Genomic DNA, 15858 nt, shown 5'->3' on the forward strand with positions numbered 1-15858 from the left:
TTCAGTGCAGAGTGGTTTAGTTACTTCAATTTATTTATAATTAGTTACATGTTTTTTTGCAAGGTTTTTACTGATTTCAAGGTCTGCGGTATGTGCTTTTAAGCTCTAATCATCAGTATAATTTCTGCAATAGGCGCGAATAATTGCATTGTCTTCTAAAAAGTAACAGGCTCTGATTCCCAATGGAATTTTAAGTAGAGTATCCGGCATTTTTTCCTGATGCACTGAACCGTCTGCAAAATAAACCTTGTGAAAGGGAAGGCTTAAATAACCGTACAAGTTGTCCAGCCTTAACTCTTTATGGCTAATTAGAGATCAACTCCAGTCTTGAACAATATGATATTTTCTGAATAATTTTTTAATTTGTTTTATGTATTTGTAAAACAGGTATTTATACGTTGTGTGAGGTTGTTTCATTGATGTAATTTTATTCTTGTTAATTGAATTACTTGATTTTGAAATTATTGTAACGTGTATCAAGTGTTATCAGTTTTACTCGATTTTAGATGTTGTGTGACTGAACCAGATGCTTTTAATAGTTTCATTTTCCATATTGTAATTTTTAATCAAACATTTTTAAGTTATCCCAAATCAATATTATGGGCAAAATATTGGTACATCTATGAATTACATTTTTATTTAATAATTTAATCAATAAGTAATGGACTTAAAAGAAAAACTTAATCAAATTGGCCAAAAACCGGACATGATTCTTATTATCACCGATGAGCAACGTGCAACACAGCATTTCCCTCCGGGATGGGAGGAAAAAAATCTTCCAACTCTTACCTTTCTAAAACAGAATGGATTTAGTTTTGACAGAGCTTTTTGTAATACCTGCATGTGCTCTCCTAGTCGCGCAACCTTATTTACAGGAACATATCCTGCTAAACACGGAGTCAGCCAAACCTTAACCGAAGGAGGTCTTTTATCTCCACAAGAACCCACGCTCAGTAATACGCTGCCCAATATTATGAATGTGCTTTGGGCAGATGGTTATGATGTGCAATACAGAGGTAAATGGCATATGAGTAAAGGAGTAGCTCCTAATGGTACTAAAACAAATTACGAAGATTTAACTGCTGCAGATATTTCATTATATGGTGCAATGGGCTGGGTTGCCCCAGATGCCGGCGAAGATGTTAATCCGCTTAATTTTGGTGGCGGATATGCGAATCATGATGCAAAATATACAGCCGAAGCCATACAATACCTAAAAGAAGTAAAAACTCAAAGAGCCGCAGGAAATCATAAACCTTACTGTCTTATTCTTTCACTTGTTAATCCGCATGATGTTTTAGCCTATCCAAAAACGGCCGGTACGTCGGGATACCATACAGATACCTGGTCAGGCAGGGAAATTGGACTTCCGGCGACAGTAAATGAAAATTTGCTTGAAAATAAAAAGCCTATGGCCCAGGAACAAATTTTACTCAATATGGCATTAAGTCTGGGTGAAATAGCTACTCCTGAGGATAAACTGAACTATATTAATTTTTATGGTTACTTATTAAGTCATGTTGATAAGGAAATTGGATATCTAATTAAAGAACTATATAAGGAAGATGAGAATGGAAATAAACTGGCAGACTCTGCAATTGTTACTTTAACCTCAGATCATGGAGAAATGGGATTAGCTCACGGTGGTTTGCGTCAGAAAACTTTTGTAGCCTATGAAGAAGCGTTAAGAGTGCCACTTGTAATTTCAAATCCAATACTATTTAAAGATCACAGCATAAAGCAATCAATGGCATTAGCGACATTGGCAGATATTATGCCCACTTTTATCGACATAGCAAATGTATCAAATCCACCTACAGGGCTTGCAGGTACAAGTTTGCTGCCTATAATGGAGAATAATACTCCTGTTCAGCATAGTATCTTATTTACTTATGACGATATTAAGGCCGGTTCTAATAGTAACTGGACAATTGTAAAAGCTGCTAATCGTATTCGTTGTATCAGGACAGAAAAATGGAAATTCGATTATTATTTTGATGCATCAACAGCTTATTTCAAGCAATATGAACTATATGATTTAATTAATGATCCATTAGAAATTACAAATCTTGCTTACGATCCGGCATACAGTGAAATTAGAAGAGATTTAGAAGAGCAATTGCATCAGCTTGAGATAGAAAAACTCTGGGTCAATATGCCAAAAGATGTTTATAGTACGACAACATTCAACTAAAAAACATCTTTAAAAATCTAAAAAGTACTAATTCAAATAATAATAAAAATCATGTCACAAAATATAAATTCAGAAGCGAATACAGTAAGTTATACAGATTTTAATAATCCTGCCGGACAAACAACAATACAGGGAATAAGAGGAGTTTCAGAGTCTGAAAATGTATATATTGCAGGTAGCTTATTAAGTGAGAACAATCTTGTTCAGGGATTAATTTACGAAGGAACTCTTAAAACAAATGGGAATGAAGGAAAATGGCATGTTGTTAATTTTCCGAGTACACCAACAGCAGCAGTTGTTAACACTTCTTGTTACGGACCTAATAACGGACCTCATGGCACGGTACAAATTGTTGGGTCATATAAAATAGCTGCTTCTACCGGTAAAGCCCCAAGTGGAAATCTCGGATTTTATTACAAAGGTTCTATTGATGGTTCCGGAACATGGGCCCAAGTATCACCTAATGGAGGAAATACCAATAATGTATTTGTTCACAGTGTAATGGGAGACCTTGCTGTTGGAAATTATGATGTTGAAAATGATAAAAATGGATATGCATTTTTATATAATATTTCCAGTAAAGAATGTACCGAATTTAAAGTGCCGGATTCATTAACCACTACCTTATATGGTATTTGGCATAATGGCGGAGACAGTTATACAATGGCCGGAGGATATACCAGTCCGAAACTAGGGAAAATAAGCCAGGCCTTTCTGGTAGATTACAATTCTAAAACGAAACAAACCAGTAATTTAAAATCATTTAGTTACAAGAATGAAACAGATTTGTCCATAATTACTCATTTTGAAGGTATTACAGTCGCTAAAGATAATGGATATAATATGCCATCGGATTGGTTTACTGTAAATGGAGAAAAAAACGGAGCATCATTTGTTTCTGTAAGTAGAAATTCTGACGGATCATTTGGAGAAGCAGACTGGGTTGATATTGATTTTCCGGATTCAAGTGTTACAAGTGCTAATACAGTATATAGAAATAACATATTAGGTATTTATGTAGTCGAAAATAGTTCTGATACCAAAACAATATCTTCTTTTGTTGCAAAAGTAAACATTGAAAAAAAGTGGTAATGTAATTTGAAGGATTATATAAAAAAATGTGCAAATGTCTCCGGATTTTGCGCATTTTTTATGCTTTTATATATCTCATTCAGTATATAGTTTGTCTTGTGACCTATAATCTCCCCTTTGTGTCATTTTTTTATAATTGACTTTGTATCTCCAGTAATTTAGACTCATGGCAATGCTTGTGTACTGTTCTAAATACATGTCTAAAATCTACTATAAAGAAGAAAACTATGAACACAGAAAACTACGATGTAATTGTTATTGGCGGTGGGCCAATAGGTTTGGCTACGGCATACCATCTTGGCAAACGAAAAGCAAAAACGCTGGTGTTGGAGCAATTTACGTTTGTGAATCAGTTAGGAAGTTCTGCCGGAGTTTCGCGCCAGTTCAGAATTCCATATCCGGATGAATATATGGTGCAAATGGCTTTAGACGCACAACCGTACTGGGATGAACTGGAAAAAGAAACCAACACAAAATTATTGGATAAGGTGGGTACTCTTTGGTTTGGAGATCCTGAAGTACATTCTACAGAAGGAAATATAGCAGAGGCCGAAGAAGCACTAAAAGCTTTAAAAGTTCCTTACACAACCTTAACAGCAAAAGAAATTGAAGAAAAATACCATTTTAAAAATTTACCCGAAACCTATACCGGATTATTTCAGGCCGATGGTGCCAGCATTAATTTTAAAGCAACAAATGAAGTGCTTTTAGACTTGTGCAAAAAAGAAGAAACGGTTCATTTAGAAGAAAATTCACCAGTGCTTAAAATCAATCATATTGGAAAACTCTTTGAAATTATTACGCCAAACGGAACTTACATTACTAAAAAACTAGCTATCGTTCCTGGTCCGTACATTAATAGCGTAATCAACTTACTGGATTTTAAAATTGATGCTACTTATTGGAATATGTCTTCGGCTTATTTTAAAAAAACCGATCCGGCTATACAATATCCAACCTGGTTTGTATTTCAAAATCCAATAGGCGAAAACGGCAATCAGTTTTATGGTTTTCCTGAAGTCGATTGGGATCATCCGGAATACATTCGTGTGGCACCGGATTTTGTAATAAAACCTTTAGAAGAACCCGGCGACAGAACATTAATTCCGAACCGACAAGAACTGGGCTATACTTCTGACTGGGTAAAAGAACATATGACAGGATTAAGCGCAGAGCCTGAATATACTTCAACATGTCTTATTGCCCTGAGTACAATACCCAATAAAGAACTACTGATTGATTTTGCACCAAGTTATGTACCAAATCATGAAAATATTGTGCTATACGCTACAGGATGGGCAGCAAAATTCACTCCTTTTTTAGGAAAAATTATGTCTGACCTTGTATTAGACGGACATACAGATTTTGATATTAAGCCATTTCAATTAGGACACAAATTCTTTAAAGCATTTTAAAAAAAACGCATCTGGTCTGAAAACAAATTACTTACTTTCACAAAAGAACATTCTTCAAAAGACACCCATAAATACGAACTGACTTTTCTAAATCTGAAAATCAATACCGAATGGAAAGTGCATACCAATACCAGTTATAAAGTAAAGCAGCTGTTATCCTGAGTTTCCTGGTAAGTTGAGAGATATTGTCTCTTTCATAACTTAATTGGACAGCTTTCTCTTTGAAAATGCGGTCGTAATTTTCATGGTTTAAAGTTAAGATTTTGTTCTTAACTAAAACTTCACGCTAAGTTAGTACATCCACAGTTTTATTTATGCTTTTTTGTAATTGGTTCGAATGAGTCCGCGCATGATAGGCAACAGGATTCAAACTATATCCTTTTAAATTTTTTAGTACCTTCAGCTTCATAAATTTGTAGTAAGAGTTTTTTAAATTATTAAATAAAATAATTACTTAAACAGTTGCAAGAACATTCTTGTGATTTTTTATATATAAGTTATTCATATTTATTGCTTTATAATCGATAACAATTTAGGATAATGAGCTAGGTCGCTCTTACACTTGTAATATCGCTGCAGTCTTGTATATTTTTTCTTCCATCACTTTGTTGGTTTAATTACGATGTTAAAGTCAGATTTTTTAAATGAAAAGGCTTATGGTCTAATTGACTTTATTATATTTGTGCCTGTAAATTGTGAGTCAGATAATTTTACTATAACTTTCGTCTCTATACATTAACCATATTGTGCATACCAATAATAACTAACAAATAAATTATGATACTAACCTTAAAATGAACCACTATTACTAAGATTATACAATTATGAACAGCATAATAATGCATTATTATATTGTTTTGAAAACATAATCAAACCCTAAATATTTAGGGATATTTAACAACTTATTACTATACTAATGATACAAAAAAATATATATATCCTACTTATAGGATTGTTATTGACGAACTGTTCTACTAAACAATACCAAATGATAGACGATGGTGTTGTTGTAAATATTAAGCAAAAAAATCAAACCGACACCCGCAAAGTGCGCTTACAGGTGCTGCGTGACGAGCTTATTCATATTACTGCCACCCCGGATAAAGAATTTCCAAAAGATTCTACCCTTATTATTGTACCCGGAATTAAAAATACCCCTTTTACGGTAGATAACAGCCATAAAGATTCTATTATGCTGGTAACATCGCGTTTAAAAGTAATTGTATCGAAGTTAGATGGTGGAGTTAATTTTAAGGATAAAGACGGGAAACTAATTTTAGCAGAAAAAAAGGGTGGAGGAAAAACTTTTACACCCATTGAAGTAGAAGGCACTAAAGGATTTTCTGTAAGACAAATTTTTAATTCTCCGGCAGATGAAGCTTTTCACGGCTTAGGTCAGCACCAGGCAGATGAATTTAATTATAAGAGTAAAAGTGAAGAATTATTTCAGTACAATACTAAAGTATCAGTGCCTTTTATTGTGTCAAACAAAAATTACGGTTTACTTTGGGATAGCTACTCTCTAAGCCGTTTTGGCGACAGCCGTCCTTATAAACAATTGAATAGCGTTTTTAAACTTTATGATAAAAAAGGAAATCAGGGTTCTCTAACGGGCACTTACACCTCTAAAGATAATGGTGTGGAAACTTTGGTACGCAGCGAAGAATCTATTTTCTTTGAGGATATTAAAAGCATAAAAAACCTTCCTAAAAATTTCCCTTTAAAGAATGCAAGTGTAACCTACGAAGGAGAAATAGAAGCGCCTGAAAGTGGCGATTTTAAGTTTACTCTTTATTATGCAGGATACGTAAAAGTATACTTAGACAATAAGCTGGTAGTACCGGAACGCTGGAGGACAGCATGGAATCCTAACAGTTATAAATTCTCTATGCAATTGCAGGAAGGAAAACGTGTACCGTTACGTATTGAATGGCAGCCGAACGGAGGAACATCTTATTGTGGTCTGCGCGCTTTAACACCACAACAGGCTGACGAGAAAGACAACCAGGTTTGGTGGAGCGAAATGAGCAAAAAGCTCGACTATTATTTTGTTTATGGCAGTAATGCAGATGAGGTTATCAAAGGCTACCGTACACTTACAGGAAAATCTCAGATTATGCCTAAGTGGGCTATGGGATATTGGCAAAGCCGTGAACGTTATAAAACGCAGGATGAAATTCTGGCTAACTTGAAAGAATTCAGAAAACGTAAAATTCCAATTGATAATATTGTATTAGACTGGAATTACTGGGAAGAGAATGAATGGGGAAGCCATGAGTTTGATAAAAAACGTTTCCCGGACCCTCAGGGAATGGTAGATTCTATACATGCCATGAATGGGAAAATGATGATCTCTGTTTGGCCTAAATTTTACAAAACTACAGAACATTTTAAAGAGTTTGATAAGAAAGGCTGGATGTACCAGCAGGCAATTAAAGACAGCGTTCGCGACTGGGTAGGGCCCGGTTATGTGGGTTCATTCTATGATGCTTATTCCGGAGGGGCACGTAAACTATTTTGGAAACAGATATACGATAATTTATATCCGTTAGGAATTGATGCCTGGTGGATGGATGCCAGCGAACCTAATGTACTTGACTGTACTGATATGGATTATCGCAAAGCACTGTGTGGCCCGACAGCGTTAGGGACATCTACAGAATATTTTAATACGTATGCCCTAATGAATGCCGAGGCTATTTATGACGGGCAGCGCAGTGTTGCCACAAATAAGAGAGTGTTTTTATTAACACGTTCGGGCTTTGCAGGTTTACAGCGTTACTCTACCGCTACATGGAGTGGAGATATTGCTACCCGTTGGGAAGATATGAAAGCACAAATTTCTGCAGGGTTAAATTTTGCAGTAAGTGGTATTCCTTACTGGACAATGGACATTGGAGGTTTTTGCGTAGAAGACAGATACGTGAGCGGGCAACAGCAATATGACAAAAACGGACAGGAAAATAAAGATTATAAAGAATGGAGAGAGTTAAATACACGTTGGTTTCAATTTGGTGCCTTCGCTCCATTATACAGGGCTCACGGACAGTTCCCATATCGTGAACCGTGGAATATTGCGCCTGAAGGACATCCTGCCTATACATCCATTGTATATTATACCAATTTGAGATACAGGCTTATGCCCTACATTTATACAATGGCCGGCATGACGTATTTTAATGATTATACAATTATGCGTCCGTTATTTATGGATTTTCCAGCTGATAAAAAAGTGGAAAACATAAGCAATCAGTTTATGTTTGGCCCGGCCTTTATGGTTTGTCCGGTTTACAGCTATGAGGCACGAGAACGTAATGTATATTTCCCAACAGGTTCTAACTGGTATGATTTTTATACTGGAAATTATATAACCGGCGGTAAACAGGTAAGCGTTGACGCTCCTTATGAGCATATTCCATTATTTATAAAGGAAGGATCTATCATTCCCGTAGGACCTGAATTACAGTATACTGGTGAAAAAAAGGCTGATAAAATCGTATTATATGTCTATAAAGGGAAAGATGGCAGCTTCACACTATATGAGGATGAAGACAACAATTATAATTACGAAAGTGGTAAATATGCAAACATTAGCTTTACTTACAATAATACAAGCAACACACTGACTATTGGCGAACGTAAAGGTCAGTTTGACGGAATGTTAAAAAATCGCACGTTCACAATTGTAACAGTAAGTAAAGACAAGCCTAAGGCATTTAACTATGACGCTGACGGACAGAACATAAGTTATGATGGTAAGGAGCAGATAGTTACTTTAAAATAACATCTGGTAAAGATTGATATAAAAGACATTCAAAAGAGTCGGCTAAAAGTTTCAAATCTTCTAATAAAAGGTTCGAATTTTGCCCTTCTGTGTTCACATCAAAAGCCACTCGACAGAGTGGCTTTTTTGTTTTATATTAAATTTAATTATTTAAATTGTTTGTGTATTGACGACTTATTAGACATCTTTTTTCTTGAACCATCTTCTTGGCGCATCACTTTCATGGAGTACAATTTCAGAATGTAGAAATTGTGCGGCTTCCGCTGAATCCTGTACTTTAGAAGCACTACGTTCTAACATTTCTGATTCAAACTCGGTTAGAACACTTTTTCTTATTCCTGTTTTTCTCCAGTTAGATAAAGGCTTGCATCCTTTTAAAATGCCCCGTGCAAGTGTAAGTGCATCCAGCAACGCCTGATTTGCACCTTGTCCTTTAAACGGACTCATTGGGTGTGCAGCATCTCCGATCAGAGTCACTTGCCCGGATTTCTCCAACAATTCTGGCTTGAGTAATTCGCGGTCATACACGGGATAGCCGGAAATCTGAGCTTCCTGGGTTGCCAATAAAATCTGAGGAATGGGGTCGTGCCATTGGGTTCTGCGACATGCTTCTTCCTTGAGTGCCTGAGGTCCTTTAGCGCTTAATGTCTTAGCCTCTTTTTCAGACATTGGGAAGCTAAGCTGCCACATTACCGAATCTGATGCATAGGGCATAATGTAGATTCGCTCGTTGCCATTGGCGGTTTGAAATACAGTGGCCGAGTCCAGTAAAGAACTATTTAGATATTGGAGAGCATTCAAAGGGCAAATACCCAATATCACAATACAACCCAGATAACGTAAAGGGGTATTGTCTTCGCCAATCAGCAGTCTTCGCACAGAACTGCGAATACCATCGGCCCCGACCACAAGATCCGCCTTGGCTCTCTTCATTTTTCCATCGACTTGAAAGTTGAGATGAACATCTTTATCTTCACATTCCTTAAAATCTATTAATTGGTGTCCCCACTGTACTGCATTATTTCCTCCGAGTTGCTCAAGTAAAGCCAGCCGTAAAGATTGTCGTGCAATATGCACATTTGTACGTTTCGAAGACGTTTTCACATCTGACTGAATCCACTTTCTGGTTCCCCATTCACCGATTACTTTTCCTTCTGGTGTATGAACCAGATGTCTTGTTGAAATAACTCCTTCTTTTAAAGAGAAAATACCTAATCCCTGAATTGCTTTGCTGGCTTGTTGTAAAGTGAGTCCGTAGCCCTGAGACCGGACATCGAAATCTTTATCGCGTTCATAAAGTGTAAAAGGAATCCCACGGTGTAAACAAGCAACAGCCAGAGCCATGCCGCCTATACCGCCACCAATAATAGCAACGTGCGGGTAGTTTTCTTTATCTGCTATAGGAGGGCTGGCAGCAGGCAGCAACCCGGATCCGCAACAGTTTAAACATGAGTATAGGTTTCCTTTAGGAGGAAGCGGAGCTGTACCTTCGCCTTGCATTTTTTCAAATTCATCTAATGCGATCTGGTAGTGAAGCCGCACTTTTTTGCTTAGCCTTCGACTTTTTTTGCCGCGTCCCTGACATTCCTGACAGATAATCCAGCTTGCCATTTTATTTTCCTCTTTTTTTACTTCCACTTTTTATGATTTCACTTTAATTTTCCTTTAAAGAAAAATTGGGACATAATATAATTGATTTTGAGCTTAATACTGTAAATGATTATGGCTCTTACTTCTAATAGTTAAACTTGTAAATTTTATATTTTTCAGCATTTTCCCTTTGTTACAGGTGTGCAAAGTTAAGATAAAAGATAAGTTCCATTGAAGCAGGGCTAAAGATTTTCATCTATGGCAAATAGTCTTATTGTGATAAGGTTAAAGATTATAAATTTTAATCAGTTACAAGTGTATGCAAAAATGTAAATGTTTTTAATGAGGGAGCGTAATACAGGTAAGAACAAAAAAAAATGGATATGCAAACAAGAATATAGCTTAGCTTCTTCTTTATTTTCGTTTGCATATCCAAAATGAAAAGGCAGTTTATTGAGCACTAATCTTCACAGAACTGGCTTTATCATTAAAACCTCCTAAACAACTATTATTTCCTGTTATTACAACAGATTCGCCTCCAAAATTGTCGTTCTGATACATTGTAATTTTGTACCCGTTTTCTAAGCGAACAGAAGACAAATCATCATTTACGATACCATACGATTTTAGCTGAGCCAATGTATAATTACCAGCAGGCAAAGCAATTGCATAGCCGGTATAATTGCAATTTTGGTAAACTGTTACAATACCTCCAGCTGCTGCATTATATTTATTATCAGTATAGTTGCGTGAAAAATTGCCTACACCATCAAAATAATTATCAGCTAATTTGGCAGGATCCGTTGCAAATTCTCCACCTTGTACTACACCATCATTCCCATCATTCCATGCCCAAGGCGCGTTGGCACCACCAGTTTTAAAATCATTTCCTTTAAATCCACCACCTGGACTGGAAAACAATTCGGTGTTGGATCGTTGATCCCATAATCCTCCGCTTTCAAAAATATTGACAAGTTTGTACTCCACATAGTTATCGTAATTATCAGATGGTACTTGTGCTACTCCGCTTGCTGAAGGGTAGTAAATAATTCCATCCCCATCTATATCGTGCTGTGGCCAGGCTTTAAGGCCGTGTCCTTTAGATTCTTGTGCTGTAATAGGGTGCAATTCTCCGTTATAGTCTCTCATTTGTAATGTTCCATCAACACTTTCCAATCCGCTTACATAAGAACTACCTGCTGGCACATAAGAAAAAAAGTCTGAATGATTTACTGTAACTGCTCCTTTTAAGGCGCCATAAGCAGAACCATCTTTTTCTACAATCATCAATACACCTTCTAAATCATTTTCATGTTGGTCTAGTTGGTACAAAAGTGGGTTATCTGTCCAATCTCTTGGAGAAAAAAAAGCATAAGTAATGAACCAATGTGTATTCGATTCTACTACCGAATAGTAACAATGTGCAGCTAAAGAATTGGCATAAGCAGCAAGATTGTTCCAGTTGTTTTCGCCATTCCAGTCATTGTCATAATTAATAGCAGTAAGGTAATCTGATTTTCCTCCTTCGGCATAAGTCCCTGTGGCGTCTACATCCTTATAATGAACAGGAGCCCATCGTCTTGCCAAATCAGAACTGGCTGCCGCACTGATTTTACTGAAATTTTGTTGTTTTTTTGCTGCAGTGGTATCTTTTACTTCATCCGATGTCGTGTCCTGACATGAGAATGTAATAGTCGCTAACATAATAATTAACACTTTACTTAACACCTTCATTCGATTCTTTTTTTTCATAATTCTAGTTTTTGATTGTTTATAGCAGATTAAAAATTCCTTCATTTTGATAAAATTATTTGACGTCTATGACCAACTGAGAAATAAAGAATACTCTCTGCAGTTGAATCTGGAAAACTTGCGGGTAGAATGTTCTAAAACGTGTTTTGTTTTTTGAATCATAATTGTTTGCTTACTCATAAGTACCGGAAAGAAGAAATCGTACTATCTAAAAATATTACAATATTGTTAATAAAAGGTTATGAAACAGGGATTTATATTTTTGTTCTTAACTATTTTTGAGTTTTTGATTACTATATGGACTTGCAATCACGAACGAAGTTTATGAATTTATTACAGCGTTCATAATTAATAAAAAAACTATATTTACATTCCAAATCAAGGTAAAATGGTAAATATTGACACAACAAATGTAATGTGCTTCTATACTGATATTTCTGTGGTAGATGTACATTACCATAGTTGTTATCAAATCGTTGTAAGCACAAAAATGACATACGATAGTGTAATAGAAAATAAACAATATAAAAATCTAAAAGGGTTTATTATTGATAAATACACTAAGCATTCCTGCACTGCACCCGTAGGGAGTTTTTTAGTTTATTATGTAGAAAGTAAAAGTTTCCTTGGAAAGCAGCTTAAAAAAATTTTGAATAAAGAAATTTTTATTGATATTGAAACCATTCTTTCAAAAGAGCAATTGAATAAGCTAAAGTTGGATTTTTCCAAGCCTGATTTAACTACTGCTGATATTAAAAACTTATCGGATAATTTGCTGTACGATATTTTTAACCTTTCTATAAAACCGCTTACAAAAGAAAACACAGATGATCGAATTATAAAGGCAAAGGAATTTATTAATCAAAATTTAAGTGAAAGCCTAACTTTAGAAAAAGTAGCAAATCATATCCATTTGTCTCAGGAAAGAACACGTCACTTGTTTTTAGAACAAGTAGAATTGCCTTTTTCGCAATATGTTCTTTGGAAACGTATAAAAGCAGTATTAACCTCGGTAATACAAGGCAAGCAAACTTTTTTTGATGCCTCACTTCAATATGGTTTTACCGATCAATCTCATTTTAACCGATTTTTTAAAAGAATGTTTGGTATTTCCGCCACCGTCATTTTAAAGAATAGCCGTTTTGTACAATTTATTTACCCAGAATTATAATGAATTTTGCCAAAAGTAATTTTTGGCAAAATGAATAAATATAATTTAATCTCAGGATTCCGTATACAAAGAATTGAAGCAATAAGCGATGGTGTATTTGCCATTGCCTTAACCTTTCTGGCTTTAGATATTAAAGTGCCTGTAAACGATTTGATATATAGCGAAAAAGATCTTATCACTACATTTCTTCAGCTTACACCTAAATTACTCACTTATTTCCTGAGTTTTGTTACTATGGGAATTTATTGGTTAGCTCAATCAACTCAATTTCATTATATTAACAAGAGCGATAGAAACCTGAACTGGATAAACTTGTTTTTTTTACTGGCAATTTCAATAATGCCTTTTACAACAGCATTTTTAAGCCAGTATATCCACTTTAAGTTTTCAATTTTTATCTATTGGTTCAATCTTAGCCTATTGGGGCAATTATTAGGTATCAATTGGTATTACGCAAAAAAGAAAAATATTTTAAGTATTAATGATGCTGAGCAAAAAGAAGTAACGAAATCAATTAAAAACAGAATAATTGAATCACAAATACTATATACTATTGCGGCACTGTGCTGCTTTATCAATGCTTATCTGAGTATTGGACTATTAGTATTTATACAGCTTAATTATGCTTTTGCAGTATTCTCAAAAAAAGGTAATGTGACAAAATATTCTGATGAATAGACGAGATTTTTTAAATACCACAGGATTATTAGGAATAAGTTCTGCTATAAATAACGAATCAGTATTTGGACAAACCAGTTATAAAAATAAAATGAAGCCATTAAAAAAAATAATTACCATTGAAGAGCATTTTGTACTAAAAAAAATTTCGCAAAGAGTAGCGGAATTCAATAGTAAACAAAATGGAGGAATCCTGTCTAATGATCCGGTTCAAAAAGAATTGATGGCATTTGTATTGCCTGCATTTGATGATATTGAAGATGTTGGTGACAGAAGAATAAAGTTTATGGATGAAAGCGGCATTGATATACAAGTACTTTCGTATGGAGCAGGAAGCCCGCAAAATATTACTGACCATAAATTAGCCATCGAACTATGTCAGGAAGCCAATAATGAACTGGCGAATTTAATAAAAATACACCCAACACGGTTTGCAGGCTTTGCCATATTACCTGTTGCTGATCCAAATGCAGCAGCTGAGGAATTGAACAGAGCCGTGAAAGAACTTGGATTTAAAGGAGCAATGCTTTCCGGTACTTTCAATGGGCGTTTTTTTGATGAGCCTGAATTTCTACCTATATTTTCCAAAGCTCAAGAGTTAAATGTACCGTTATACATGCATCCTGCCATAATTTCTAAAAGTATTATCGAGCATTACTACAAAAGCGACAACTGGTCGTCAGTCGCAAGTGCTATGTTTGCCTCAGCAGGCTATGGCTGGCATTTAGATTCCGGTATTGCTATAGTACGATTAATAGCATCAGGTATTTTTGATAAACTGCCTGGCCTCCAACTGATTTCGGGGCACTGGGGTGAGTTAGTCCCTTTTTATTTAAACCGTCTCGATGACCAATTGAGCAAGACTTTAAAATTGAACCGTAAAATTTCTGATTATTACAAAAGCAACATTTATGTTACTCCAAGCGGACTATTTTCAGAAGCACAATTACAATTTGTGATATCAGAAGTAGGTGCAGACAGGATAATTTATTCTGGGGATTATCCTTTTTTAATAGATAAAAATACAAAAGGATTTCTGGAAATTGCTTTGATTTCAAAAGAAGATAAAGAGAAAATAGCTTACAGGAATGCAGAGAAGCTTTTGAAATTGAAGGTTTGAGTTAAATAACGGATTAAGTATTTTAAAAATAAACACTGCATCTTTTGACTAAACAAAAAGTTGATTAAACTAAATAGGACACTTCTAAATTTTCCAAATTTGTATTGTTAAAAAGAAAACACAATTCTAATAATGAAAAGTAGTATCCTGACAAAGATAGCATCCATTAGTGAGTATCATAAAAAAAAGAGGCTTACCACCTCCTTCACACCCATTAATAAGTGTGATAGATGGCTACACGGGTATCCCAATTGAAAAAGAGGCTTTTTTAAATGTTTCACTTGGATTTTACAAGATTTTCATTAAAAAGCAAATAGATGGTAAATTAAAATATGGACAACGAAAATATGATTTTGATGAAGGAACAATGTTTTTTATGGCACCTAATCAAGTTTTTGGCATTGATATAAAAGAACATTCCATTCAGAATCCTGATGATTGGTTTCTGTTAATTCATCCCGATTTTTTATGGAATACTTCTTTAGCAAAGCAAATAAAAAAATACGATTTTTTTAATTATGCTACAAATGAAGCCTTATTCCTTTCAGAAAAAGAAGAAAATACTTTGCGCCAAATTGTACAGAATATTAAGCAGGAATGCTTGTCAAACATTGATAAATTCAGTGAGAATATTATCATATCCCAAATTGAAACTTTATTGAACTATTCCGAGCGGTTTTATCAGCGTCAATTCATTACAAGAAAAATAGCCAATCATCAAGTTTTAGGTCAATTAGAAGAATTATTAAACAATTATTTCGATGATAGTTTAGCAAAGGAAAAAGGATTACCAACAGTAAAATATGTATCTGAGAAACTCAATATATCAACAAGTTATTTAAGCGGATTATTGAAGTCCCATACTGGGCAAACTACTCAACAACATATACACGAAAAACTAATTGAAAAAGCAAAGGAAAAATTATCCACCACAAACTTAACAGTAAGTGAAATAGCCTACGAATTAGGCTTTGAACATTTGCAATCTTTCAGTAAACTTTTTAAAGCCAGAACAAGTTTGTCTCCTTTAGAATTTCGGTCATCTTTTAATTAAAATTCAGA

At 35.0% G+C, this 15858-nt stretch carries 10 protein-coding genes; 8 read left to right on the forward strand and 2 right to left on the reverse strand.

Annotated features, from left to right (window positions below):
• Window positions 1-661 precede the first annotated feature (661 nt).
• The 4 genes from PMI10_RS19640 to PMI10_RS19655 all read left to right on the forward strand — a co-directional run bounded on the left by PMI10_RS19640 (window position 662) and on the right by PMI10_RS19655 (window position 8485).
• On the forward strand, window positions 662-2194 hold the full coding sequence (locus PMI10_RS19640; RefSeq protein WP_007811019.1) for a sulfatase-like hydrolase/transferase: 1533 nt from the start codon (window positions 662-664) through the stop codon (window positions 2192-2194).
• A gap of 51 nt (window positions 2195-2245) precedes the next feature.
• Entirely contained in the window at window positions 2246-3286 is a 1041-nt protein-coding gene (locus PMI10_RS19645) for a hypothetical protein (RefSeq protein ID WP_007811021.1), read from the forward strand.
• A 227-nt stretch (window positions 3287-3513) separates the two neighbouring features.
• Window positions 3514-4701: an FAD-dependent oxidoreductase gene (locus PMI10_RS19650; RefSeq protein WP_007811024.1), complete on the forward strand. Its 1188-nt coding sequence runs from the start codon at window positions 3514-3516 to the stop codon at window positions 4699-4701.
• A 988-nt stretch (window positions 4702-5689) separates the two neighbouring features.
• On the forward strand, window positions 5690-8485 hold the full coding sequence (locus tag PMI10_RS19655; RefSeq protein ID WP_007811026.1) for a TIM-barrel domain-containing protein: 2796 nt from the start codon (window positions 5690-5692) through the stop codon (window positions 8483-8485).
• A 177-nt stretch (window positions 8486-8662) separates the two neighbouring features.
• Here the strand turns inward: PMI10_RS19655 and PMI10_RS19660 are convergent, their stop codons facing one another.
• A complete protein-coding gene (locus PMI10_RS19660) occupies window positions 8663-10096 on the reverse strand; it encodes an FAD-dependent oxidoreductase (protein ID WP_007811028.1) in 1434 nt (477 codons plus the stop codon).
• 429 nt (window positions 10097-10525) lie between these two features.
• Window positions 10526-11827: a hypothetical protein gene (locus PMI10_RS19665; RefSeq protein ID WP_007811031.1), complete on the reverse strand. Its 1302-nt coding sequence runs from the start codon at window positions 11825-11827 to the stop codon at window positions 10526-10528.
• A gap of 649 nt (window positions 11828-12476) precedes the next feature.
• On the opposite strand from PMI10_RS19665, the gene PMI10_RS21800 reads away from it, so the two are divergent.
• From PMI10_RS21800 to PMI10_RS19685, 4 genes are all read left to right on the forward strand, one after another.
• Window positions 12477-12998 carry a helix-turn-helix transcriptional regulator gene (locus PMI10_RS21800; protein ID WP_157489915.1) on the forward strand — a complete coding sequence of 174 codons (522 nt, stop codon included), beginning with the start codon at window positions 12477-12479 and terminating at the stop codon, window positions 12996-12998.
• Window positions 12999-13028: 30 nt separating this feature from the next.
• On the forward strand, window positions 13029-13676 hold the full coding sequence (locus PMI10_RS19675; protein ID WP_007811035.1) for a TMEM175 family protein: 648 nt from the start codon (window positions 13029-13031) through the stop codon (window positions 13674-13676).
• A complete protein-coding gene (locus PMI10_RS19680; protein ID WP_007811037.1) occupies window positions 13669-14796 on the forward strand; it encodes an amidohydrolase family protein in 1128 nt (375 codons plus the stop codon). Before PMI10_RS19675 ends, PMI10_RS19680 begins: the two co-directional genes overlap by 8 nt.
• 169 nt (window positions 14797-14965) lie before the next feature.
• Entirely contained in the window at window positions 14966-15850 is an 885-nt protein-coding gene (locus PMI10_RS19685) for a helix-turn-helix domain-containing protein (protein WP_007811039.1), read from the forward strand.
• Window positions 15851-15858 lie beyond the last annotated feature (8 nt).

It is taken from the genome of Flavobacterium sp. CF136 (assembly GCF_000282055.1).
Lineage (GTDB): Bacteria > Bacteroidota > Bacteroidia > Flavobacteriales > Flavobacteriaceae > Flavobacterium.

Coding starts and splice junctions, on each gene's coding strand:
- PMI10_RS19675 (WP_007811035.1), top strand. CDS start 13,029: ATGAATAAATATAATTTAATCTCAGGATTCCGTATACAAAGAATTGAA.
- PMI10_RS19680 (WP_007811037.1), top strand. CDS start 13,669: ATGAATAGACGAGATTTTTTAAATACCACAGGATTATTAGGAATAAGT.
- PMI10_RS19665 (WP_007811031.1), bottom strand. CDS start 11,827: ATGAAAAAAAAGAATCGAATGAAGGTGTTAAGTAAAGTGTTAATTATT.
- PMI10_RS19650 (WP_007811024.1), top strand. CDS start 3,514: ATGAACACAGAAAACTACGATGTAATTGTTATTGGCGGTGGGCCAATA.
- PMI10_RS19655 (WP_007811026.1), top strand. CDS start 5,690: ATGATAGACGATGGTGTTGTTGTAAATATTAAGCAAAAAAATCAAACC.
- PMI10_RS19660 (WP_007811028.1), bottom strand. CDS start 10,096: ATGGCAAGCTGGATTATCTGTCAGGAATGTCAGGGACGCGGCAAAAAA.
- PMI10_RS19645 (WP_007811021.1), top strand. CDS start 2,246: ATGTCACAAAATATAAATTCAGAAGCGAATACAGTAAGTTATACAGAT.
- PMI10_RS19640 (WP_007811019.1), top strand. CDS start 662: ATGGACTTAAAAGAAAAACTTAATCAAATTGGCCAAAAACCGGACATG.